General features: G+C 41.3%; 21 protein-coding genes. 7 read left to right on the top strand and 14 right to left on the bottom strand.

The window, feature by feature from the left end; all coding sequences use genetic code 11:
• Positions 1-12 precede the first annotated feature (12 nt).
• A complete protein-coding gene (locus BQ5375_RS04190) occupies positions 13-471 on the top strand; it encodes a GNAT family N-acetyltransferase (protein ID WP_022132053.1) in 459 nt (152 codons plus the stop codon).
• A gap of 89 nt (positions 472-560) precedes the next feature.
• Here BQ5375_RS04190 and BQ5375_RS04195 read toward each other — a convergent pair whose 3' ends face one another.
• The 7 genes from BQ5375_RS04195 to BQ5375_RS04225 all read right to left on the bottom strand — a co-directional run bounded on the left by BQ5375_RS04195 (position 561) and on the right by BQ5375_RS04225 (position 5,902).
• Positions 561-1,139 (bottom strand): uridine kinase family protein, encoded by a 579-nt coding sequence (locus BQ5375_RS04195; RefSeq protein WP_022132054.1) that lies wholly within the window; start codon positions 1,137-1,139, stop codon positions 561-563.
• 3 nt (positions 1,140-1,142) lie between these two features.
• On the bottom strand, positions 1,143-1,700 hold the full coding sequence (locus BQ5375_RS04200) for an ECF transporter S component (RefSeq protein ID WP_022132055.1): 558 nt from the start codon (positions 1,698-1,700) through the stop codon (positions 1,143-1,145).
• Between the two features lie 581 nt (positions 1,701-2,281).
• Positions 2,282-3,658, bottom strand: coding sequence for a tyrosine-type recombinase/integrase (locus BQ5375_RS04205; RefSeq protein WP_022364499.1), 1,377 nt, complete (start codon positions 3,656-3,658; stop codon positions 2,282-2,284).
• Between the two features lie 2 nt (positions 3,659-3,660).
• A complete protein-coding gene (locus BQ5375_RS04210) occupies positions 3,661-4,293 on the bottom strand; it encodes a helix-turn-helix domain-containing protein (protein WP_076917446.1) in 633 nt (210 codons plus the stop codon).
• A gap of 116 nt (positions 4,294-4,409) precedes the next feature.
• Positions 4,410-4,646, bottom strand: coding sequence for a helix-turn-helix domain-containing protein (locus BQ5375_RS04215; protein ID WP_022364501.1), 237 nt, complete (start codon positions 4,644-4,646; stop codon positions 4,410-4,412).
• 13 nt (positions 4,647-4,659) lie between these two features.
• Positions 4,660-5,052 (bottom strand): type II toxin-antitoxin system PemK/MazF family toxin, encoded by a 393-nt coding sequence (locus BQ5375_RS04220; RefSeq protein ID WP_076917584.1) that lies wholly within the window; start codon positions 5,050-5,052, stop codon positions 4,660-4,662.
• A gap of 562 nt (positions 5,053-5,614) precedes the next feature.
• A complete protein-coding gene (locus BQ5375_RS04225; protein ID WP_076917447.1) occupies positions 5,615-5,902 on the bottom strand; it encodes a helix-turn-helix domain-containing protein in 288 nt (95 codons plus the stop codon).
• A gap of 524 nt (positions 5,903-6,426) precedes the next feature.
• On the opposite strand from BQ5375_RS04225, the gene BQ5375_RS04230 reads away from it, so the two are divergent.
• Positions 6,427-7,518, top strand: a complete 1,092-nt coding sequence (locus BQ5375_RS04230) for a hypothetical protein (RefSeq protein ID WP_076917448.1) — start codon at positions 6,427-6,429, stop codon at positions 7,516-7,518.
• Positions 7,519-7,530: 12 nt separating this feature from the next.
• Here the strand turns inward: BQ5375_RS04230 and BQ5375_RS04235 are convergent, their stop codons facing one another.
• Together BQ5375_RS04235 and BQ5375_RS04240 are read right to left on the bottom strand one after the other, a co-directional pair.
• Positions 7,531-7,818 (bottom strand): helix-turn-helix domain-containing protein, encoded by a 288-nt coding sequence (locus BQ5375_RS04235; protein WP_076917449.1) that lies wholly within the window; start codon positions 7,816-7,818, stop codon positions 7,531-7,533.
• Positions 7,819-8,138: 320 nt separating this feature from the next.
• Positions 8,139-8,699 carry a hypothetical protein gene (locus BQ5375_RS04240; protein ID WP_076917450.1) on the bottom strand — a complete coding sequence of 187 codons (561 nt, stop codon included), beginning with the start codon at positions 8,697-8,699 and terminating at the stop codon, positions 8,139-8,141.
• Positions 8,700-9,002: 303 nt separating this feature from the next.
• Here BQ5375_RS04240 and BQ5375_RS04245 point away from each other — a divergent pair, with 303 nt between their 5' ends.
• From BQ5375_RS04245 to BQ5375_RS04265, 5 genes are all read left to right on the top strand, one after another.
• Positions 9,003-9,452, top strand: a complete 450-nt coding sequence (locus BQ5375_RS04245; protein WP_076917451.1) for a helix-turn-helix domain-containing protein — start codon at positions 9,003-9,005, stop codon at positions 9,450-9,452.
• A 65-nt stretch (positions 9,453-9,517) separates the two neighbouring features.
• Entirely contained in the window at positions 9,518-10,072 is a 555-nt protein-coding gene (locus BQ5375_RS04250) for an ImmA/IrrE family metallo-endopeptidase (RefSeq protein WP_076917452.1), read from the top strand.
• 17 nt (positions 10,073-10,089) lie between these two features.
• A complete protein-coding gene (locus tag BQ5375_RS04255; RefSeq protein WP_076917453.1) occupies positions 10,090-10,329 on the top strand; it encodes a DUF3791 domain-containing protein in 240 nt (79 codons plus the stop codon).
• Positions 10,326-10,799: a DUF3990 domain-containing protein gene (locus BQ5375_RS04260; RefSeq protein WP_076917454.1), complete on the top strand. Its 474-nt coding sequence runs from the start codon at positions 10,326-10,328 to the stop codon at positions 10,797-10,799. The genes BQ5375_RS04255 and BQ5375_RS04260 overlap by 4 nt, the downstream gene beginning before the upstream one ends.
• Positions 10,796-11,008: a DUF3791 domain-containing protein gene (locus tag BQ5375_RS04265; RefSeq protein ID WP_076917455.1), complete on the top strand. Its 213-nt coding sequence runs from the start codon at positions 10,796-10,798 to the stop codon at positions 11,006-11,008. Before BQ5375_RS04260 ends, BQ5375_RS04265 begins: the two co-directional genes overlap by 4 nt.
• A gap of 100 nt (positions 11,009-11,108) precedes the next feature.
• On the opposite strand, the gene BQ5375_RS04270 is transcribed toward BQ5375_RS04265, so the two are convergent.
• Genes BQ5375_RS04270 through pglX form a run of 5 tightly spaced genes read right to left on the bottom strand, consistent with a single transcriptional unit; the run spans position 11,109 to position 23,759 of the window.
• Complete coding sequence (locus tag BQ5375_RS04270) at positions 11,109-13,682, bottom strand: TrlF family AAA-like ATPase (RefSeq protein WP_076917456.1); 2,574 nt, start codon at positions 13,680-13,682, stop codon at positions 11,109-11,111.
• Between the two features lie 44 nt (positions 13,683-13,726).
• Positions 13,727-15,547 carry a DUF262 domain-containing protein gene (locus tag BQ5375_RS04275; RefSeq protein WP_076917457.1) on the bottom strand — a complete coding sequence of 607 codons (1,821 nt, stop codon included), beginning with the start codon at positions 15,545-15,547 and terminating at the stop codon, positions 13,727-13,729.
• A gap of 58 nt (positions 15,548-15,605) precedes the next feature.
• Positions 15,606-17,660: a protease Lon-related BREX system protein BrxL gene (gene brxL / locus BQ5375_RS04280; RefSeq protein ID WP_076917458.1), complete on the bottom strand. Its 2,055-nt coding sequence runs from the start codon at positions 17,658-17,660 to the stop codon at positions 15,606-15,608.
• A 30-nt stretch (positions 17,661-17,690) separates the two neighbouring features.
• Positions 17,691-20,288 (bottom strand): BREX-1 system phosphatase PglZ type A, encoded by a 2,598-nt coding sequence (gene pglZ / locus BQ5375_RS04285; RefSeq protein WP_076917459.1) that lies wholly within the window; start codon positions 20,286-20,288, stop codon positions 17,691-17,693.
• Between the two features lie 12 nt (positions 20,289-20,300).
• The gene (gene pglX, locus BQ5375_RS04290) at positions 20,301-23,759 is read right to left on the bottom strand and encodes a BREX-1 system adenine-specific DNA-methyltransferase PglX (RefSeq protein ID WP_076917460.1); all 3,459 of its coding nucleotides are present in this window, start codon (positions 23,757-23,759) and stop codon (positions 20,301-20,303) included.
• Position 23,760 lies beyond the last annotated feature (1 nt).

The following is a 23,760-nucleotide window of genomic DNA, read 5'->3' on the forward strand; positions in this document are numbered from 1 at the left end:
GAGTATTTCAACATGGAAATAGAAGTAAGAGTTTATACAAAAGAATTGATACAGGATGTACTCGATTTTGAGGCTCGCCTTCGGAAAGAAGAAGATTTTTGGGGCTGGGAAATTGATGAAAAGTACATTGATTCTGTCAAAAAGAGTTTTGATGACCCTGCGTTTGATCACTCGTTATCCTTATTAGCATATGTGGATGATAAAGTAGTTGGCAGAATAGATTCGTCTATCATTGCCAGCCATTTTGACGGATCAAAAAAAGCATATTTGGATTGGATCTGTGTGATCAAAAGCTATCGACATTCTGGTGTGGCACAAAGAATGCTTTCTGAATTGATACAACGATTAAAAAGTCAGAATATAGAGACATTGATTGCATTAACGGCATCCAATGACGAGGCGCAGAGGTTTTATAGAAGTATTCCTAATTCAGAAATGAGAGATACTGGAATTTGGATTGATATTCAGTAGTAGATGACGGATGAAATGGGCAAGAGATAGGATAGTTTTTTCGGCTTTATAAGCACAAAAAAGCACCACGAAAGTGGTGCTTTTTGCTTTTATTGAGGATATTTCGAAAAGAAAAGATCACACTTTTGCGGGATAGAAAAGGCAGAAAAATACGCCTCCTCCATCGGAATCCATCGTGTCTGGAAAATCTGTGCCATCTTTTCCCCGTTGCGGCAGGTGATGCGCTGGATCTGCTCTTGCGGGCAGACATCCAGAAAGATGGTCAAATCATAAAACGGGAAAAGGGACGGATGACAGCAATAGGACCCTTCGACGATGACAAGATTGCCGGGCTTGACCATGACCGGTTCGGACAAAGTTTGTGTTTTGCAGTCAAATGGGCGATAGGAAAATGGCTGATTTTGCCGCAGGAAGGGAATGACCTCCGAAAGAAAGCGTTCCCGGTCAAAATTTCCGCCGGCCTGCTTTAAGCGTTCCGGGGTTCGCTGCTGTGGACGAAGGAAAAAGTGGTCCAGATGGATGACCGAACAAGAAAGCTCCTGAGAAAGATTTTGGGCTAGTGTGGTCTTTCCAGCGCCGCATCTGCCGTCGATTGCGATGACCAAAGGGGCTTGGCCTTTTTGCAGTTTGTGAATCTTTTGCAGGATGGTAAAAACAGTCTGTTCCATACATTAACCTTTCACAGCCTGTGCTTTCTCCAGTGGGAGCAGTCCGCTGCGGGTGAGCGCTGCCATCAGTACCGGAATGAGAATCAGCTGGAGAATGATGCCAGGAATAGCGGTGAGGAGTGCACCTTCCAAAAACAGATGCCAGGTGAAAGCCTGTGAACCCACACCGGTGAGCAGAACGCGGACGATGCCCCAGATGATGCGGCCGCCGATCATGGCAATGATCAATGCCCGATAGACAGAGAGTGTATTTTTCTGGCGGGCAGCCTGATAGACAAGACCAACGATCAGGCCATAGGCGGCAAGTTCAAAGGTCATAGCAATGCCGGTCGGGAAGATAGGCGGCATACCAAAAATCATGCTGCGTACAAGCGGCAGACAAAGCCCGATCACAAAGCCATACTGCCAGCCGCAGATCAGTCCGCAGAGCAGGACAGGCAGATGCATGGGGAGCAGCATGTTTCCAATCTGAGGAATCTGGCCGGTGAAAAAGGGAAGAACAAATCCCAGCGCCAGAAACATGGCAGATAAGGTGAGCTTGATGGTTTTACTGTGTTTCAAAAAAATCCCTCCATTTTTATCTTGCTGTATGCAATTGCTAATTCATTATACCGTGAAACAGGATGGTTTACAAGAAGACACTTTTTTAGCACCAAGGGAAGAAAAGTTCACTGTCAGCAATAAAAAAACATCCGGCCTTTTTAGACCGGATGTTTTGGCACCCCCAACAGGAATCGAACCTGTAACTAACCCTTAGGAGAAGCTCCGATACGACATCAGGAGATGCTATGTAGTGCTAAGAAATCCCGTAATTTCAAGGCTTTTTCACTGTTCCATATCTCATGAGATACTACCGTGTGATAGCCTGTACAAGGGGATTTTACCAGGTCTAATTGGCAAGTAATTAGCTGAGCATCTGAAAAATGGTGGCTGTTTTCAGTTCAAGTCTAACCTGCTGAGTACTGCCAAATGATACGAAATACAGCATAGTGATATGCCGTACAAATTCAAAGTGCAGATGCCCTTATCTTACCGTTTGCTATATGTATTGTAACACGAAATCAGCATAATTTGTGTTACCAAATTCTAAATATGTACTGAAAAAGCAGACCCTCTCAAAAGAAAGGATCTGCCTTTTGATTTTACATCGACTTAGCAAGCGTCTTAAGCAGTTCAGCCATACCGGGCTTTTGAAGGAGCGACAGGAGAAGTTCCTGATCACTTTGAGGTTTTTGCTCAGCCGGTTTTTCAACCACTTCTTCCGGTTCAGCTTGTCTGCCAGAATAAAATGCTTCTTCCAGTCTCGCAGCATTCACCCGACGGTCATCATCAATAATATGCGAATATACATCAGCTACCATCTTGATCTGTGCATGACCGGAATCGCCTTGCACCGACTTCATATCGCCACCATTCAGCTTCAACTTATAAGTGATACTGGAATGACGGAGGGAATGGAAAACCACCTTTGGAAGCCCATGTTCCTCGATTAACTTACTGAATCCTCGATTGATGACCTGTCCTTCTATCGGCTTTCCATTGCTGGAGCAAAACACAAGATTAAAGTCAACAAATTCATCGCCAAACAAATCTTTCAGTTCCTCAATGGTAGCTTTTCTCTCAACGAGCATTTCGGCAACCGTTTTAGGCAGGAAGATTTTTCTCACGCTTGTTTTGGTTTTTGGAGTTTTCAAAACTAAAGCAGTGTGTGTGCTGGCAAATGTTCGGGGAAACTTAAACATAATATCTTTTTCATTCAGGTTCTCCATCGCATTTCGATTGACACGCTGCAATTCTTTCTCTACGAAAATACTTGCTCGCCCCTGTTCAATACTTGCAGGAGAAATATCCACACAATCCCATGTCAATCCCAGCAGCTCACCCATTCGCAAGGAACAGGAGAAAGCTAGATTGATTGCCAAGCTCAAAATTTCATCATCACAAACCTCCAGAGCTTTAATCAGCGTGTCCGCTGTCCAAATTTCTCTTGGCTTGGTTTCTGTCTTTGGCAGAGTTGCGTGTTCTACCGGATTACGGGAAATCAGTTCCCACTTTACCGCCTGATTAAAGGCATTATGTAGTACCTTGTGGATTTGTCTGACGGTTTTCGCTGTCACAAATTCAGTCCTCGCTTTTACGAATCGAGTCGATACCGCCTTAACAGTCAACAGGTCACGATAATATTTGTCCATCACTCTGGGATTCAGATCTTCCAGTTTCATATCGCCAATGATTGGACGAACATAATTGGAAAGCAAGCTCTGACGGCTTTCATAAGTAGACATCGCCCAGGTGTTTACTCCATAGATAGACATATATTCTTCCAGGAGATCGTTTACCGTTTTGGCAGTCGGAACAATGAAGCTGCCCGTTTCCTGTTCGTACTCAATTTGATTCTTTCTTTTTTTTGCTTCGGTGCTGGTATCGAAGGTTTCCCACTTCTGACGCTTTTTGCCCGATTCATCGACGTATGTATAGACCACAGAGTATTTCTTTTTTCGTTTTACGATAGATGCCATAGTTACTCGCTCCTTTCTTCCATATCAGCTTTTCCCACCATTTTGTAGTGGGACTGGCTCTCATACCAACGATGAAAGCTGTCTTTTGTAACACATTTATACCGTCCAATCTGCACAATATCGAATACACCCTTTGAAACGATATAATAAACTTGATTGCGATACAGCCCAAGCATTTTACCGATCTCCGGCATTGTATAGGTATCTTGCCTTAGTTTTTTATCTTCTTCCTGATCTTCAACCGTTCGGTAAAATGTCTGTGCTGTGTACCATTTCCAAAAACTCTCCTTCGTAATACGCATCTTCGCAAGATCATCAACTTTTTCAAAATGACCCTTTGCAATCAGCTCATAGGCAGATGCTTCTGATATTCCGAGGAGATTCCCCAGCTCATCAGCTGTCATGGAAATCTCTTTAATATGTACTCCTGGTGGTGTACCATCAATTTTATGATAGCGGCATTGATTGGCGTACCAATCTTCAAAGCTCGCAATCATCACCCTCATTTTCTTTCCTACCATAATCGTTTGGAAATAATTCTTCTTGATAAGCCAGTAAGATTCTGTTTTACCAAGTCCGAGTCGTTTGCCCATTTCAATTACAGACATACTCGTGCGCTTTCTTGCTTGTAGCATAATCATGTCCTCCTTATGTAAAAACTTTAGCTAAGTCATTTGGCTTAGCTAAAGTATATCGAACAAATAACAATTCCTTAAGTTTGTCGCCAGGAGAACTGACATCCTTGACAAATTCAACTCTGCTGATCTAACCATTCATCAAAACTCTTTTTGGAAATGCGAATTGTCCCACCAATGCGTACACAGCGGAAATAATTCTTTTTGACCAGATTATAAGCAGATGTCCGGCTGATTCCCAAAATATCCTGGATTTCATCAACTGTATAGGTTCTCTTATCATACTGCATGGCTCCCATTGCCATCTTCTCAGTGTTTGCCTGATTCAAGGCAGCGATTCTATCTTCAAACATTATGTAGCCCTCCTTATTCCTTCACGATATATTTCACAACAGCATTTCCAAGGTGTTCAAGTGCAAGACTGAGCACTAACGCCTGATCAATACCAAGCATATCCTTTGCTGTGATTTTTCCTAAGTATCCAATCACTCTGTTTTTATCAATGGTGCGAAGCTGCTCCAGCATAATAACAGACGGTTCTGTAAAAGCAGGATTTTCTTTGATCGGATAATGTGTTGGGTATTTCCGTTTATCCTGTTTTGTGGTAATAGTGGCGACAATCAAAGTGGGAGAATGTACATTTCCAATGTTGTTCTGGATAACAACAACCGGTCGCTTGCCACCCTGCTCAGAGCCACATACCGGGTTCAAATCTGCATAGTAAATATCGCCTCTACGATACACCCAATCTTTCTTCATCATTGTATGTTTCCTCCTCTCGTTGGGTATGTACGAAGGGCTGCAAATAACCATACAGCTATCGCAGCCCTCCCTGAAAATATGTGATATACCCAAATTTGTTCTCAACACCCCTGGGCAGTAAGATGATTTCTTACAGGGAAGTCATCAAACGGCTGGCTGCTGACCAGCACCATAGGAATCTAACCTCCCCGTGGTTCTCACCGGGCTGCCCCCATTGTGTGGACTGTGGCTGGGCAGAAGTATCATTATACCTGTTGCTTTCATTGCCTTGTCGGAAGCAATCCGACATTTACAAGCCAATAGTTCTCGCTCTGACCATCAGAATGAACAGACAAAATAAAATAGGTGACCCTGTGTTTCTGATTGAAGTCGTCCTGGCGTATTGCTGATGTGGCTGATGCTCTCGCACCGGCAACAGGAACGTGTTTGATGAATGTCTATGCAGTTTTCAAGGTACAAACGGTTAATTTGTGTTTTTAACCTTGATTAAATTGTACTGAAAATACACGGACAATCCGATTGACTGGCAGTGCGCAACCGTTGCACAATCTGTGCACAATTACATTTCCCGTTCCAACTCAGTCAAAAAAGAAATGACCAACTGCATCCCTAATTTCTTGTTACCCTCCTGTGGTGTTCTTCCCAAAATTAAATAGTCCAATGTAACTCCAGACAGCTCTGCAATTTCAATAAGTAAATCAATAGAGGGGCTTCTGTCACCAATCTCAATTTTGGATAGAGCACTCCTGCTGATGTTGAATTTTTGAGAATATTGTTCCTGGTTGTATCCCAGCAATTCTCTAAGTTTCGCAATTCGTTTTCCGACTTCTTTTGGATCAAAATACATTCTTTATTCCTCCGTGTTCTTGAAATTTGAAAATTAAAATTTCAAGAACAGCCGGAGGTGCTCTAATCCATATACATAATTGGGTAAGACTAATGCGATATATAATGGCTTTATCTTTCCAATAGCACAGCCTATACATAAAAAGCTCCCTTTCGAAACACTCGAAAAGGAGCTCCATAACAAACCAATAAACCGGATAAGAAATCGTTCTAACATATAAATGGTGCACTCCATTTTGAGTGTTAGAACATTACTTCCGGAATAACTGTTCTCATATTCAGTTAAATTTGTCCTTGCCGGAAATCTGCGCAGACGATCAAGGACAGTTTTCTAAGTCTTTTGAAACATTTGATATTTCTATCTTCTGGTTTCATTATACTTTCTACCGTCATTACTGTCCTTAACTATGGATGAGAGCTTTATGCTAAAAAATAATGTGTTTTTCTGCAAAAATCTGAAAATATATTTCAATTTTTTGAAAGCCAATATATAATAGTAATCATAATAATTGAGGAGGTACTACAATGGGAAAAAATCCAATTAGAATAAATGAAAACCCAAAGTATTCCGAAGATAAGGCAATACAGAATATTGCGATCAAGAAGCGATTAGCTAGATTTTATAGAGAACTTGAGGAGCGTCCTTCTATATATAGTTTGCAGAGAATTCTTGCTAAAATGGACGATGGTTTTGTAGCCAGTTATAATACATTGAATGATATGCTTTCGGAAAGCCCATCCCCAACAACCCCCAATTTACACCTTGTACTTGCACTTTGTAGATATTGGAATTTAGATTATGCAACTATTTTTGCACCTGCATCACAAGATCGCAAACCTGTTCCTTCTTCCGACGCTCTTGCTGAAAATCTAACAATTCTAACTGACAGAAAATATTTCGGGAAATTTTATGGCTATATGTATACAAAAAACATTAAAAGAAAAGAGATCATAAAGTTCACACTACAAATAGATTCTTTTGCCGATTCAACGTTAGCAAAACTTATTACATACAGCAATCCTGAAAAAGTAAGTGGTGAGATGGTAGAACATACCGCTATATATAAAGGAATACCTGTGTTAATACCAAAGAAAAAGATTATTACGATGACATTAACTGATGATGAAGGTCAGTTTTATTCTTTCTTTTTTGATTACAGAGCATATAATGTTGAAAAGCTTTATTATCGAAAAGGGATTGCAATTACATCCGAATCCGAATCGGACAAACCTCTACTGTGTAATTTTGTCTTATTTCAAAATGAATTAAGTAAAGAAAAGTGCAAAAAGTTTATTCCTGGGCTACTCCCACTTACAGATGACTATTTTATTATTAAAAAATCTGTACTAAATGATTTTGCAAACGACGAAGAAATGGCTTCGTTCTTTAAAGATTATTCTTATAATTGGCAAGGAAAAGAGGATTTGATGATTCGGATTCGATTTTCCCATGTATTAAAATCTATAGATAATGAGGCTGACGCATCTGAAAGAAATCGTGTCATTAAAGCACTTCTCCGCTTACAGGAAAAGTGCCAATCCCCTAATCGTATAGAGTATGCAAATCCAGAAGGGATGCCAGGATTTGCAAAAACATATTTGCAGAGAGAAAAATAGTAATTCCAGTTTTTATAACTCTTTTTCCAACTCAGTCAAAAAAGAAATAACCAACTGCATCCCGAGTTTCTTATTACCATCCTGTGGTGTTCTTCCCAAAATTAAATAGTCCAATGTAACTCCAGACAGCTCTGCAATTTCAATAAGTAAATCAATAGAGGGACTTCTGTCACCAATCTCAATTTTGGATAGAGCGCTCCTACTGATGTTGATTTTTTGAGAATATTGTTCCTGGTTATATCCCAGCAATTCTCTGAGTTTCGCAATTCGTTTTCCGACTTCTTTTGGATCAAAATACATTCTTTATTCCTCCGTGTTCTTGAAATTTGAAAATCGAAATTTCAAGGAAAAAGGAGAATCACGAATACGCTTTGTAAACCGTCCTTCCATTTGCCCGTCCTCCATGCAGGCATGAAAAAAGAGCCAGAGGATTTCTCTGACTCTCATTCATGCCGTTGTCTGGAAGAAGGCATAAAAAAAGCCCCATACCTTTCGGTACGAGGCAAAATTATTGATTCAATTAGATGCTGCGATCTCCCAGCATACTAATCTTAACACCTACAAGGTCGGACTTTCAGTAGGAAAAGTGTCGGTATTTTGTCGGACTTTTATCGGACTTTCTAAATTTCATAACCCGTTGTTTCATCTTCTCTCGCAGTTGCCAGAAACTCTTTCAGCATGGGAATTGCATTGCCCCACAGGGACAAACCAAAAAGCATAACAGCTTCTTTTTTGCGGTCGTAATAGGTGCTGCGCTCCATATCCATTATTTCCAGCATCTCAGCTTCTTTATACTTAAATCTGCTCAAATAACACTTGGAGAGTATCTCACAATATAAATCTCCCCGACAAGGGTATTCCCGAATTCGTCCCATAGCATTATCCACCAGTTCAATGATCCATTTTGTTTCAAACAGGCTCCGGATTTTTTCTTCAAAACGTTCTCTTGCTTCATCAGGAGCAAAGGTTTCCAGATAAATCAGTGCTCCATCCAAACTGGTACCACAGGTACAAATCAAATCATCATAGACTTCTTCTGCTCTTCCCATTGTAGACCAGCAGACATCCCGATAAATGGAAAGAATCAGCCTGGAACGGTCATACAAAACTTTTTCATCCACTTGCTGCATCCTGCACATCATACGGATGCTATGTAAAGCCTGAGTGTTATTCCTGCTCATAAAAAAACTCCTTTCGGTTCTATTTCATATACAAATTCCTTTCTAAGTCCACTTTCAGCCAAAGGGAAAGAAAATGCCGAAGCATGGACAGAATAACCAGTATATATCATGTTCAAACTGTAAGACACAATATAAAAACCAGAAGTTACAGTCGGAACTTATTGACTAATTGAAACTTCCGATATATAATAAAAATGAAGTTAAACTTCTGTTTTCAAGTTCCATTATATCTATTTCCAGAAGTTTGTCAATAAATAATCGGAAGTTACGAACAAATAATTTCATAGAAAGGAAGGAAAGGACATGACATTTGGCGAAAAAGTAAAGGAGGCTCGGTTGGCAATGAATCTTTCTCAGACAGAACTTGCCCAGTTAACCGGAATCTCTGAACGCTCTCTCTACACCTATGAGCAGTTGGGAACACTCCCTCGAAAAAGCAATATCAGAAAATTGGCGGAAGCCTTGCATATATCTGTTTCTTATCTTTTGGACGATGAGGAAACCGACAAACAAAGCCGTATAGATGAAGATATGTTCCTCGCTGAAGCACGAAAGCAGTTTGGTGCCAAAGGTGCAAAGGAAGCTCAGGAAGTATTGGGACGAGTAAGTTCTTTGTTTGCCGGTGGTGATCTGGACGAAGATGCTAAAGATGTATTCTTCCAGGCATTGATGGCAGTCTATATAGATTCAAAAAAGAATGCCAAAGAAAAATTCACTCCTAAAAAATACAGAAAACATAAACAAACGGAATAGCAGCCATTAAGTCAGACCTCACTCGCAGATAACTGTTTTCTGTGTCCGATTGGGAGGTGAAGCAAGTGAGAACGGCAGCACGCATTATTGAAACAGTTGAAAAACTGATAAAAAAATATGACACCAGAGATCCTTATGAGCTTTGCAAATGTCTGGGAATCAAAATTCATTTTTATGATATGGAGAAAAAATTAAAAGGATTTTTCTTCTACCAGTCCAGACAAAAGAATATTGTTATTGACAGTAATGTGAATGATATATTGGAACGTATCTTAGTTGCTCACGAATTAGGACACGCTGTGCTTCATGCTCAGATTGCCATGATGAAAGGATTTCAGGAAATGGAAGTGTTGGACGGCAGCTCGTTGGAAGAAAATGAAGCAAACTTCTTTGCAGCAGAGTTACTCTTAGAGGATAGCGAAGTATTAGAGCTTTTGTCCGAATACTCGTTCTTTGAAACCGCAAAACAGCTTTACGTTCCCGCAGCACTGCTGGACTATAAGTTCAGCCTTCTGCACGAAAAAGGTGAGCTGGTAAATCCCATGTACATCCGGAAGTCAGATTTCCTGAAAGATGATCTTGGAGATTACAACGATACAAACCATTTTGAATATGAATAACAGGGGGTGCTTCAACCATGTTAGATAACTCTAAAATAACAAATACAGATGAGCTGGAATTTGCTGTATTCTGTATCGAAAATATTGCTATTAAGCTGGAAAAAAATGCCGAAGAAGTTTATCAGGCGTTGACTGAAAAAAGCGATATTTTGAATAGTTATATCGTACCGGAGTATGAGATGCTTCATACCCAAAGTAAGGACTATATCGTAGATGATATTATCAGCTTAATGGAAGAAAGGGGTATCCAATTATGATTTTATATCATGGCTCCTATCTGGAAATTCAAACTCCAGATTTATTACATTCCAGAGAAAATGTCGATTTTGGACGTGGCTTTTACACAACACCTCTTTACGATCAAGCAGTAAAGTGGTGTGAAAAATTCAAGCGTCGTGGCAAAAATGGAATTGTTTCTCGTTACATTTTTGATGAAAAGGCTTATCAGGAACTTAAAATTTTGAGATTTGAAAGCTATTCTGAAGAATGGCTCGACTTTATTCTGAAATGCAGAACTGGAAATGATACAACAGATTATGATATAGTGATTGGCGGTGTCGCCAACGATAAGGTATTTAATACCGTTGAGCTTTACTTTGATAATCTGATTGACAAAGGAGAAGCGATTCGCCGCCTGCGCTATGAAAAGCCCAACTTACAAATATGTTTCCGAACGCAGAACGCTCTTGATGAGTATCTGCACTATGAAGGGAGTGAACAGATTTGACCGCCAATCCTATTTTATTGCAAAAAAAATATGCCCGAATTATCGAGCAATTTTCGGAAAAAGAAAACCTATCCTTGGATGATGCCCTAAGCTTCTTCTACCACTCAGAAATTTATCGCTTAATCAGTGAAGGAGTATCTGATCTGCACTGTATGAGTGATGAGTATTTGACAGAGGAACTGATTTCCGAGTATAAAGAGAAAAACTAAGATGGTTCCAAATTCATAAAGCAGACCTGTGCCGAGTTTACAGGTCTGCTTTTTATTGATACATTTATCTATGATACAATAAGATTATGTAACCAGAGATTTATATACCATATTTTTCTTCACGCATTTTAAATGCATCTGTCCCACCTTCCAGTATGCCTATTACTTTTGCTTTAACACCTTGATCATCAATTGAACCAAGTCCATCAGTAGCTACACGACCACTTCCGTTTTCTTCTTCCATTGTAATTATTTGTTCTGCGTCACCAAAAACTGGAATATTCGCATTATGTGTAGCCAAAATATATTGTCGCTTAATTTTATTACTCCTTAATGTTCTTACTAAATTATCCGCTATAAAAGAATTGTCAAGGTTATCTTCCGGTTGATCAATAATCAAAGGATCTTTATTATCAAGAAGCAAAAGATTTAATATTGCTGTACATTGTTGTCCTTTTGATAAATCTTTTAATTTTTTAAACTTGCCTCCAACATTAAGCTCAATTTCCACTATATCTTCAAGTTGCATTTCTTCAATAACCCTTAGATTTTCTTCTGTCAATGAATCAACGATTTTTTCGGCAACTCCTTGTGTTAGTTTGTAAATTTCTCTTATTCTTTCACATCCTTCTCGACAATCATTTGCAAAAGTAAATACATCAAAATCTTCATGTTCAGCAATTCCATTGATGCTTTTATCTCCAACACCGGCTATAAGCGAGGTTAAATACGCAAGTAATCTCTTTTTATTCTGCCTATATTTAACACCGATTTGCACTACACCACATAGTTTGTTTTTATTAATCTTTTTAATGCTCCTTTTTAAATATTGATCTCGTTCATCACAAATTGTTTTATAATTTTCAATTAGTGTGGCTCTGTTCTCGTGTGCTTCTGAAAGTTTTGTTTTAAGATCCTTTTGCCTTTCGGCAAGTGGCTTACATTCTTCAACCTTTTTTATTAAATTGCTATATTCTTCGACAATATCTTGACTAGACATGTCTTGAACACCATCCATAGTTTTTAAAGACAGTTTAAGTTGCTCGTCGTATTCTGCCTTGCTATCTTCCCAATTTTTCTTATGTTCGTCAAATGATTGCTTCAAATTTTTAAGCAAATTGTCATATTGTTCATTCAAACCTTTTATCTTATCATTAAATATTTCTATTTCCTTTGCGATTGCTACTAATTCTGGATTTTTATATTCCCCAGCCATTATCTCGGGAAAATGAGTCACTTTAAGTGGTAATGACTTTTGAAGTGCATTGAATTGACCTTCTTCAGAAGACAACCTTTTAAAAAGTGCTAGTTTATCATCTAAACCGGCTTCTGTGTAATATTTTAGTTTAGCTTCAATTGCTGGTAATTCTTCTAAAGAATGGTCTGTTGCTTTAAACTGCTGTTCAATATCTGAAATCACAGAGCTATTTTCTACAAGTGCATCATGAGCACTCTGTATCTTTTCTAATAATTCTGTTGGAACTGAAAATAACCGGCTTGCAACATTTCGAATTTTTAATTCGTCTCGAGCTATCTCCATAATTTCATTTTGTCCATAAATCTCAATGGATGGGAGAATATCGCTTATTGTGAGCGGTGAAACAGTTCCATCTGCTGTGGTAACAACAGTTTTTTGTTTATATCTTCGCTTTATAATAAATTTTTGACCATGCTGTGCATTTGAAGTTACTGTAATTTCTGCAACACTTCCGCTTCCCAAATTTTGAGTAATCATACTATCAAAATCTTTAGCGGCATCTTTTCCTATCGGTTCTTGTCCTAATGCATATCTGATTACTCCAATCAAAGTTGATTTTCCGGTTCCTCTGCCACCAATGATAGTTGAAAGATTTTCTGATAATTCAAGCGACAATTCATCTAAATATCCACCTGATATTTTTACTTTATCAATACTACTCTGATAATTATTTTCTCTTTCAGAATTTAACCGAATTCTCGATTCCGGATCTCTAAAAGCCATACAAAAACTTTTAAAATCTAGCGTTGACATTTTAATCAATACAGATGCTGTTTCCTGGTCTAAGTCCTCAGGTGTTTCTACATCTTTTGCATTGATATACGCTAATATGTGTTCCCTCTTATAACTCAAATCAGTATTATTTATAATATTAGAATATGAGGGATCAACTTCTTCTCTTGAAGCAGGAATTTGTGCAGCAATCATGCGTTTATCTTTCCATATATGTTGCATTTTCCCGATTTTTAGGATTCCATTATCTCCCGTAACATGTGCCGCATACCAAAAACCTCCGTTTTCTTCAATCTTACTTGCAATATCCAAACATGTTTTTTCACTTGCTTCTGTTCCAATTTCAATATGCGATAAACCTAAACTCCCTATAATTCTATTAAGCTTTGAGTTATCGTATTCAGGTGGAAAGAGACAAACCATGTGTATTTTCTCCGCACTTGATATTTCAAATCCAGGGAAAACAACTATTCCAGCTTCCTGAAGAAGCAATTTTAATGAAATAGACGAATCGACAGAACCATGATCCGCAAGTCCAACCACAGAAATATTATTACTTTGACAATGTTCTAAAATTTTACGATTATATTCTTGTTCGTCTTGTGGATGATTTCCTCTGTATTTAGCATAGCTATACGAGTTAACTTGTAATGCACATTTATAATATTTCGCTTTTTCGCCCATTTTTACCTCCAATGATTTAACGTTTCATACCAAATCGGCTTAAATTAAAGACTATACATTTCAAGCAACTGACTTACCAACTTATCAGTTCGCTCAATAATGTCTTGAACCGTCCATGAATCCTTTTCAGCCAGCTCCTTATTGATTTCCAGTCCGTTTCGGTATCCAACCTTCAGCTTTTGAGCATTAAGCCTATCTCGCTTTTCAATAAATGAGAGATTACTCAATGTGCTATTGTATCCAGTAATAGTCAAGTTTCCGATTTTGTGAACATACTGTTCAAGGTATTCATTTGCTAGGTTGCGGTCACCACCGGCAATCATATCAACCCATTTTGAAGGAATATTTTTCCCTTCTGGGAAGATATGCTCTATCGTCCATTTGAAAACTTTTTTACCGCCATAATCATTCTGCTCCCAGAGATCTGTCCAGGTTTCTGTGGTCATAGCCTTTTGAGCGATAGCGCAAAGCACAAAACGGGCAACACCAACATTTTCTTCGTAAATATCACCTTTTAATTTTTCCTCAAAGACATCATCAGATGCAGACCAGCGAACGAGTTCTTCATAAATATGCTGATAAATTACATTTCCAGTGAGACCCTTTTCCTCCACATCAAAAATGATCTGCATGAAAATCTTGTTCAGATCTCTGGTGTTAGGTGTATCGGTAGTATTTCTACGAACAAAGAAACGGGTCAGTAGCTTAATGGTATCTTGGAGATCGCTGTCCTGAATCTGAAGCTCTTCCTGCTTTTTGAAAAGATACATCAATAGAAGATAAGACGGTGCCCCCTGAATTCGGCTCAACTCAGTCAAGCTATTAGTATATTTTGTCTTATCATCGTTGCTCAAAATAAGCTGAGAATATATCTCTCCGCAGGCAAGAATGTCGTTCATAAAGCCGGTCAAATCTCTGTTTATCAACTCCTCAAAAATCGACAACAGATTAGAGCGTGTGGCAATGTAACCCAGTGGGTCTTTCTTACGCTGTCCATCAGTACGGAACGGTTCATTCAGCTCATTCTTAAAGGCGTTGTAGTATTGACGGAAAAATCGCTCCTGAGTAGAGTAATCATCCGTGAGGTATCCCAACAGAGTTTGCCAGTCATCAAAACAGTCGTCACAAGTCAACCCAGAACGTTCTGCTCTTGCCAGAATAAGATTCTTCATCAAGTCTATTGCAGTAAGTGGTGTACCCCTGTTATTCAGGGACTCAAACAGTGTATAGGCTTCCGCATGGCTGCCTACTTCAATTTTGACAAGAACAGCCTTGGAAACTTTACGCTTTATTTCAAGCAAAGTTGTTACTGCATCACCGGATTCCTCAATATCCTGATCCAGTCGATGCAGAAAATATTTATAACACTTAGCAATTTTTCGATTTCCCCAATTCTTTTCCTTTTTGGCACTCTTGAGCAAACCGTTTTCAAACATAACAACATTGAAATCTGCTTGGTTGTTATTCTGAATCTGCGGACACAGAATCAGCCCATTAGACGCACCCTTACAAATAATAGATTTTCTGAGCGTAGGAAGTTCGTCCTCGTCGTCCTCGTCCAACTCGTCTTTATGTTGCTTCAATCGATTATAGATAGCAGTCAGCAAAAGACACAGAGTAGTCAAACGCTGCTGCCCATCGACAACCTCCAATTCCTTTATCTGAAACGCATCTGAAGAATTATCAATACAAATGATAGAACCAATAAAATATCCATAATCGTTTTCGCAAATATCATCATAGAGATCTTTCCATTGATACTGTCCCCATGTGTATTCACGTTGATACTTCGGAATCGAGTAGCAAAAACCTGCGTCTTTCTTGAATACATCATCTATCTGATAGTCATGAACAGACTTGATCATTTCTCAATCCTCCTCATCAAATAAAATGCGGCATCAGATTATATGTAAATATCTTAACTTATTCGACACCTAAAGCTTTGAACACAGCATCCTCCGCACTCTGATAAGGGATCAGCTGAAATGCACTCATTAAATCTGGAGGGACAGTCGCAATATCCACGAAAGATGTACTCGGTATCAGCACTCGTTTTGCACCGCTGTCCAGACACACCTGCAATGTACTTGCAAGTTCATCCACTTTTATCATTGTGCCGCTGATGCTGATTTCCCCAAGCACCACCAAAGAACTCTGCACCGGTTTTCCCAATGCAACAGAACACAAAGCAATCAGTGTAGGTAATGCCAGTTTCCCGGTCATGCCAATGCCCTGTAAATCCTGGTAGTTGATGATATAGTCCTTCATCGTGGTGCTGATGCTGCCGCTGATACGGTTAGCATTTGCCTTCAGGAAATTAAATGCCGTGTTGGTAGACTCTTTCGCATCACGGTCAGTTCCAATGCCAGTTCTTTCAAACTTTCCGTTTCCAGGAAGCATCTGGGACTCCAGCCGGAACACACCGATCATACCGCTCTTACCTTGAGAAGCAGTATAGACCTGTCCAGGGTTGCACATTCCTTCCGGAATTAACTTTCCGCCGCCTTGTTCTGGCACAGACACATAATGTTCGGACATATCATCCATATCAATGTAGGAGAAGTTTACATCATAGAACTCCATACCGCCCAGCTTTTTCAGCTGCTCTTTTACACGTCGGCGCATTTCCAGCGCCAGCTGAAGAACTTCTTCCAGTTGTTCTTTGGTAAACTCTCCATCCGGATAAACCAGTTTCAGATAACCGTCAACCATTCTTCTGACTGCAATGGTATCTCTCTGGTTCAGGTTTTTTCCAAGCCGGAAGTACCGGTCAATGGCATCACCATATTGTTCCTTCCGCAGCTCACGGATAAACTCAGCGAGATAATCGCTGATGAACCCATAGTCGTTCGTAAAATGCTCCGGTCTGAACTTCGGAATTTCCCATCCCGGCAGGTAGCAGTGCATACGGTCTAAAAATGCTGTATCCGTGCCCATTTCAGGCGGGAACGGGTCAAACAGGCTGGAAGTTTTCAGAAGAACATCTACACTCTGGTTGATGTTTCCGACAAATACCATAGATGCGGAAGCCGCTTTTTCCTCTTTACCACGGGCAAAAGAACCAGATGCCATATAGTCTTTCATAATCTGGATTCCGTCTTTGTCCTTAAAACGAATTCCCGCTACCTCATCAAAGGCAACACAATCCCATAAACCAACCAGACCTACTGTTTTTCTTCCCATGTTGTAGAAAAGGTTCGCAACCGTCGTCTGACCACCGGAAACCAAAATACTATTTGGAGAAATCTCCTTGTACAAATGAGATTTACCGGTACTGCGGGGACCGAGTTCACAAAGGTTGAAGTTGTTCTCCACCAATGGAATCATACGGGTCAGAAGCAGCCACTTTTCACGATAGGAAAGCGCATCCGGTTCCATACCAATAGAACGGAGCAGGATGTCAATCCATTCCTCTTTGGAAAAAGACTTTCGTCCCTGTTTCAGGTCTGCAATATCAATATGCGGCATCTGAATCGGTGTCAACTTGCGGATCTGAATTGGATAGCCGTTCTGCTTTTCTTCCTCCACATATTCATAATCCAGCTGCACAATGCACCAGATACCGCCGCACAACAGGCGGTCGTATTTTTCCGGATATTCATCTTCGATGGGCACATTAGTCAGCCCTAAATTCGAGAAGGAGGCGAAGAAGCAATTCCTTTTTATATCCAAATGGACGGTGATCATATCAATGACAGTATGACTACCTTTTTGACGTAGTTTGGAAAGGATTTTCTGTGCTTCATCTGGACGCACAAAGTTATCAGCGAGAATCCTTTTTACTGTCTGCACACCGGATTCAATCACTTCTTCGTCATCGGAGCTACAATACTGTCCCAGCAGAAATTCCAGGACATATACCGGGACATTAGCTCCTTCTTTGATTTTCTTGGTTAAGTCCTTACGGACAATCTTTCCGTCAAAATGCTGACGGAGTTTTTCTTTTATTTCATCACGAGTGCTTTCACACTCAGTCATCTGTTCTATCCTTGGTTCCTCCTGCGATGCTTAACTGAAAAAGTCGAACTCATCCACCGCAAAGGCAATGTCAATCTGAAATTCCTCACGCTGTGGAAGCTGGAGTCCCTGCTCGTCTGCAATCACCAGATAGTAGGTTCCGGTATTGCTGTACTTCAGCGGCTTCAGATTGAAAGTACAGCGGAATGTACGCTCTGTGCCGTTGTCGGTGGTTTTATCAGCGATAATCTTCTGAACATCACTGATCTGCTTGCCATTAGAATCTGTAAAATAAACCTGATAGGTTGCAGCTTCTCGGTTCGCACCCACCGCATCTTTCTGATAGAAGTTCAAGCTGAAAATCATATTGCTGATTTTCCGGCTTGCAGACAGCAAGCTCACAGTAACAGGTTTCGTATCGTATTTCTGTCTGTTGCGCTTATATTCCATCGAATCATTTCTCAAATGGTGATAGTCAATGACCGGAACCACCATTTCCTGCAAACTGATACCGCCGTGGACGAAGTTCAACCCGCCGCCATTCATCTTGATACGGATGTTTTCTCTCGGCGCAAAACCTTCAAACTCGGTTTTGCCATCCAGGAATTTCACCGGCATCAGATAATCTGGTGAAGCACCCTTCTGCATAATGGCGTATCGTCTGCCATATTCCACATCCATGCTGTTAAAGCTGGTTTTGTCCGCCTTGTTATCCTCGTTGAGGGGACTGTATGTGTACAGGAACCCGTGGTCTGCGGTAATCAGAATATTCGTGCCGCCAAACTCATTTACGATAATACGCACCATGTTTTTTAGTTCAGAAACTGCTTTCTCACAAGCCGTGAAAACAGCGGTATCAGAGGTATGGCTTGCTTCATCAATGGTATCGTGGTAGATGTACACAACATCCATACCCTTCACCAAGGCGCTTCTCTCGGCACGTTTCATGCCGATAATGTTCTTGTACTGCAACGCCACACTTGCAGGATTAGCCGCTTTCAGCACTTTGTCACGGTTGGTACTGGCGGTGGACTGTCCATCAGCCAGTACGGTCAGAACATCGTTCTTGACCTCGACGGACAGCTTCGTATGCGGAAGCAATGCTGCCATACCAAATTTCGTAATGGATGGGAAAATGCACTGCATATTCTCCAACTTCACCTGGCTCTGATTCTCTCGCTCAAGTTCTTCCGCAAGTGTAGCTGCCACCTCATAGCGCATGGCATCCGAGATAATGACAAATACTCTGGAATCCGCATTTTTGATACGGGAACGATAGAAGTCCTCCTGCCGGGGAATTTCCAGTATCTTTCCATACTGTGCCAGTTCATCGGCGCACACATCCGACCAGTTACTTCCCAGTTCGCCCAGGAACCAGTGAGAATACAGCCCCTCTACCTTATCCACAACGTGCTTGAACAGATCATCCAACAGCATATTGGAGGTTTCCAGACTTCTCTGGAAGCAGAGCTGGAACTGCCGGTAAAAGCGATCCATCTTGTAATAATCGTTGGTGTAGTTCTTCCATACCTCACGAGCCTGTGCCGTATGGAAACCGGCAGAGTGTTCTTTGAAGAACTCCTGCATATTCGCCACCTGCAAGATTCCCTCATAGAAGTTGGCAAACTCCTCATACCAGACACAGGTGCGGCGCTTTTCCACTATTTTCGTAATGACATCCGCATCAATGATTTGATTGCTGATTTCCGTCATCAGCTTTGTCAGAACGATTTCATTGATACACGGGAAGCACTCGGTATCCACCAAATCTTCCAATGCCAGCTGGCTGAACCGCTTTGGCAAGTAGGCTTCTTCCTCCACATAACGGGCGATTTCATAAAGCTGATGGTTATTCTCACTCCGCAGCCAGTCAGACACAAAGTCATAGCAGTATGCCTGATGGGGAAGGGACAGGAATCTTTCTAAGCCAGCCAGATGTTCCGGAAACATAGTACGGGTAGATGCAGTTAGCAGCAAATGAATTGCCAGCTGACCAATATCTCCATCTTCCTCGCAGTAGCCGGTTCCCTGGCGCACCATCGCCCAGAAAGCATTCTGCGCCCCATAGTTTACAAAATCCTGATAGACCGGGTTGTTCTGCTTATCCAGACCGGCACGAAACACACACTGCATGATCTGGTTCGGCTGGGGTTCTTTAATACCACAGATTGCAGCCATAACAGCCATGTGCAGTTGCGCTGGTTTTTCTGGGGTTTTACTCTGAACCGCCACCTTCACCCGACGTTCTTTGGCATTAAAGAATTTCCGATAGTGCTTGACTTCTTTCCGCATCGCAATATTCGACACCAAGCCCATCTCATCCATCCACATGGAAATCAGATCCGCACGGAATTCTTCGCTATACAGCTTCACGTCAATCAGCCAGTCATCATCCGGCTTATCAAAAGAGAGAGGATTGTAAACCAAATAATTGTTTGTCTGGTCATCGCTCCCCAGCAACTTTTTCACCATAAAGGTGTTACTGCCGTTCAAAGCAACCAGTTTGGCATTGTCCAGCTGAATTTCATCCAGCTTATCCTCGAACTCTCTGTCCTCATCATGCCAGAAAATAATACGGCGATGATAATACTCCGGTAAAGGTGCAGCAAACCTGCGGTTTAAGTCTTGTATTACTTTTTCTATATCCACACTGCAACCTCCTTACTTGATTTTTGCCAGTACATCCTGGAATTTTGCATAGTTGACCTTGACGCCATCATCCAGATCAATAGCAATCATCTGGTCTGCCAGATGGTGGATTTTTTCCTCGTAGCTTCTCAGCTCGGTATCCTGATCTTTCAGTTTAGTCAAGGCTTTGTTCAGCTTCACACGCTCGCTGGTGGACGCATTTGCAATGCGGTTTTCCATATCGGCAATGGCGGTGCGGTAACGGCTCTGCTGCTCATGCACATAATCGGTGCGGATGCGGGCAATGGTGTCCGGCTGGTAGCGGTGTATATAGATGAGAGCCTTGAAGCCGTTCTTTTTGCCGCTGTCAAAGAGCCAGTAAATGGGGCGCTTCTGATAAATTTTGCAGTGGTCGGCATAGAAATCATTGAGGAAATAATTGCGGATCACTTCCTTGGGCTGGCCTTTACCGCCCAGAGCATCAGCAATGAACTTCAGGTTTTCTTCCAAAGTATCCTTGCCATATACATCCGAGATGAAGTTGATGAAACGACCAACAATGTCATCCTCAAAATATTCATCATCACAAATTGGGATAATATTGTCTTTATCAATAAAGTTGGCATCCCATACCATATCACCGCTGGAGAACGCATTCTTTCCGATGGCATCCATCAATTCCTGCTGGATTGCAGTATAATCCCAATCCCCACCAGCATAAAGCAGACCATCTTTTAGGGGCGAATATCTGCCGAACATACAGCCTACTGCATAGGAAATGACCGAAACGACCCATTCTTTTTTGCTGTATACAGCAATCGCATTGTCTCTGCTTTCAAGTTCCGGCAGACTTTCTTCATCGAGGCGATATAAAGTTGCAAACTCCAAATTTATCTCACGCAGGTTATCCATAAACATCTGCGCTTTCTTTTCCCTGCTTACTTTGTCGTAGTCATATTCACTTGCAAGTGATTCGGCACAAAAATGTCTTGAGCCAAAGCAATAACTTGTTTCACTACTATTCCAATCAGCCTCTGCCAAATTACGATTCTGCTCCGCAAGCCTGCTTATATTACCTGTTGAGTCTAATATAACAGGTAATTGTTTAATATCTTTCGTCTGCAAGTTGATGGACGGATTCATTACGTTGAAATAAAACGTTGAAACGCTTGAATTTAGCAACGCAAGAATAGGAAGTAATTTGGAATTGTCTCTTAGAAAAATAGCCGGACCACCCATATCGTATACGCAGCCCTTCGGCAAATATCTAAACCCGGTTCCTCTGCTTGTAACAGCTGAATATGTAATTCCTTCTCTATACCAGTATTCTTCTGCTACGAGATTTGAGGTTTTGTTTGTTTTATAAAAGTTTCTCGCCGTTTCACTCCAATCAATTACCATATCAATATTCCCATAATACCTACGGAAATTCCCGCCTTTAGAATAGAATATCCACCTTCCTCCAATGCAATCCTTATCAATTTCCCACCAATAACGGAGATATGTTTCGTTATCACCCGTTTTATTTAGCGATGACATTTCAATCATACTTCCCAGAGCAGGATAGTTTTCATAGTTTTCTATAAACGCTTCTGGCACCCAATATGCCAACGTTGCACCCGGAATACGCAAGAAGTCAGCAACTTTGTTCGTGGATAAAAAGCGATGCTTTAGGAATTCCGTTTGCTTCAACACCTGATCTTTGCAATCCACCAATCTTGAAAAAACGGAATCATACCTTGGCAGTTCAGCCTTTCGCACAACATAACTGGCTGTTTGGACAACATCATTTCCAATTTCGTCGAACGCCTTAATCCCAAGGTGAACCAAAGAAATAAGATTATTCTTCAAGAAGTTCACTCTGAGATGTTCAAAACTTGCCAAAAACATGAAAGAGTGCATAGTAATCATTCCAGAAAAACCATTTGCTTTAAGAAAATCAAAATCTCTTTCAATAAATACCGCAAAAAGGTCTTGACGTCCATCAGGATATAGCTCTTGAATTTTGTCACCCAGTTTTGAACTTATGCTTCTCCCACCCATATATGGCGGATTCGTTACAACCACATCATATTTCTGCGCAAGTGCTTCCGCTACCTGTACCAATGGCAACAGGCTGTTCAACACGCTCTCTTTGCTCATGCTGATGTCGTCCCGCACCTCATCAAAACGGGCATACAGGGCAGCAAAATCCACAGGGGTAATATTCAGAATAGAACCGTACTCTTTGGCGTCGTGCATCTCCTTGACAATGGTGTCCATCGCCGCTTTCAGCTTGGTATCGCCATTACAGAAGTATTCCAATGCATAGCGGTCAATCCCATTGCTTTCCTGAATCGCATAGACGTTTGGCTGAATCTGGCGGCTGAAAAACCGGCGGTCATATTGACGGGCTTTCATCATCACCGCAAAATAGGCGAGCTGCGCCGCACGGTCGTCAATGTCCAAACCATAGAGATTATTCTTCACGATGCTTTCCACCGCTTCACGAGTGGTGTAGCCGTAGCTCTCGTAAATCTGCACCAGCACATCGAATAAGTAAGCGAGGATATGACCGGAACCGCAGCAAGGGTCAATACACTTAATCTGCTCCGGTGTCATAGCGGCATATTCCTTGCAGATTTCTGCCAGTTGTGCCTGCACCTCCGGTTCCTGTTTGGCTTCTTCCAGATAATACTTCCAGCCGGATTTCAGTTCGTCATTGGGATGTCCCTCCACCCACAGGCGACCGAGAGAATTCTCCACCATGTAACGGACAATCCAGTCCGGAGTAAACAGCTGGGTTGCTGCCGGAATATTTTCCTTGGTAATTTTCACATTTTTCTTGAGGGCGGCAAACACCTCGTCCTTCTTCTCAGCATTGTAATACTGATACAGCCAGCCGATGATCTGCACCGCATCCTGCCAATCTTGCTCTGGAATAGTGGAAATCATCTGCTCGATGACACTACCTTCACGAAGCAAGTTGTCCGGAAGAAGCAGCTCGGTGTAGTCGGAAATACGCTGGAACATTCCCGGCAGAATGCTATTCAGGGCGTTGCACTGGGTAATCAGCAGGTATTTGTAGAGTTCTTCTGTCTGGTTAGTGTTCTTGAACTCATAGACTTTTTCCATGTTCAAGCCATCCAAATCCAGGTGCAAGGCTTCGTCAATGATCTGCGGTCTGAAGTTGTTTTCCTCGTCCGTGAACACACGCACACGGGTGGGGAGATAGCCGTTGACCTCCATAAACCGTAGGGCAATCAAGCGATTGAACCAGGTGTAAGCAACTTCCTCCATCACTTCCTCATAGCCCTTGGCATTGATCTGAGAAATCAATGCCCTGCGCTGATTCTTCTGTGTATCAGTCAGGACTTTTCCGTTGATGCTGTCAGCTGCAGCATCAACGATGTTGTCCTTTTCAATTCCATATTGCATCGCCTTCTGGGATACACGCTCAATCAGTTCCCGACGTGCCCAGACAGCGAATTTCTTTATCGCATTTTTGTCCATA

It is taken from the genome of Negativibacillus massiliensis, from assembly GCF_900148495.1.
Classification (GTDB): Bacteria; Bacillota; Clostridia; order Oscillospirales; family Ruminococcaceae; genus Negativibacillus; species Negativibacillus massiliensis.

Excerpts from the sequence above, each read along its gene's own strand:
- BQ5375_RS04190 (WP_022132053.1), top strand. The coding sequence starts at position 13 with ATGGAAATAGAAGTAAGAGTTTATACAAAAGAATTGATACAGGATGTA.
- BQ5375_RS04195 (WP_022132054.1), bottom strand. The coding sequence starts at position 1,139 with ATGGAACAGACTGTTTTTACCATCCTGCAAAAGATTCACAAACTGCAA.
- BQ5375_RS04205 (WP_022364499.1), bottom strand. The coding sequence starts at position 3,658 with ATGGCATCTATCGTAAAACGAAAAAAGAAATACTCTGTGGTCTATACA.
- BQ5375_RS04210 (WP_076917446.1), bottom strand. The coding sequence starts at position 4,293 with ATGCTACAAGCAAGAAAGCGCACGAGTATGTCTGTAATTGAAATGGGC.
- BQ5375_RS04215 (WP_022364501.1), bottom strand. The coding sequence starts at position 4,646 with ATGTTTGAAGATAGAATCGCTGCCTTGAATCAGGCAAACACTGAGAAG.
- BQ5375_RS04220 (WP_076917584.1), bottom strand. The coding sequence starts at position 5,052 with ATGAAGAAAGATTGGGTGTATCGTAGAGGCGATATTTACTATGCAGAT.
- BQ5375_RS04225 (WP_076917447.1), bottom strand. The coding sequence starts at position 5,902 with ATGTATTTTGATCCAAAAGAAGTCGGAAAACGAATTGCGAAACTTAGA.
- BQ5375_RS04230 (WP_076917448.1), top strand. The coding sequence starts at position 6,427 with ATGGGAAAAAATCCAATTAGAATAAATGAAAACCCAAAGTATTCCGAA.
- BQ5375_RS04235 (WP_076917449.1), bottom strand. The coding sequence starts at position 7,818 with ATGTATTTTGATCCAAAAGAAGTCGGAAAACGAATTGCGAAACTCAGA.
- BQ5375_RS04240 (WP_076917450.1), bottom strand. The coding sequence starts at position 8,699 with ATGAGCAGGAATAACACTCAGGCTTTACATAGCATCCGTATGATGTGC.
- BQ5375_RS04245 (WP_076917451.1), top strand. The coding sequence starts at position 9,003 with ATGACATTTGGCGAAAAAGTAAAGGAGGCTCGGTTGGCAATGAATCTT.
- BQ5375_RS04255 (WP_076917453.1), top strand. The coding sequence starts at position 10,090 with ATGTTAGATAACTCTAAAATAACAAATACAGATGAGCTGGAATTTGCT.
- BQ5375_RS04260 (WP_076917454.1), top strand. The coding sequence starts at position 10,326 with ATGATTTTATATCATGGCTCCTATCTGGAAATTCAAACTCCAGATTTA.
- BQ5375_RS04270 (WP_076917456.1), bottom strand. The coding sequence starts at position 13,682 with ATGGGCGAAAAAGCGAAATATTATAAATGTGCATTACAAGTTAACTCG.
- BQ5375_RS04275 (WP_076917457.1), bottom strand. The coding sequence starts at position 15,547 with ATGATCAAGTCTGTTCATGACTATCAGATAGATGATGTATTCAAGAAA.
- brxL (WP_076917458.1), bottom strand. The coding sequence starts at position 17,660 with ATGACTGAGTGTGAAAGCACTCGTGATGAAATAAAAGAAAAACTCCGT.
- pglX (WP_076917460.1), bottom strand. The coding sequence starts at position 23,759 with ATGGACAAAAATGCGATAAAGAAATTCGCTGTCTGGGCACGTCGGGAA.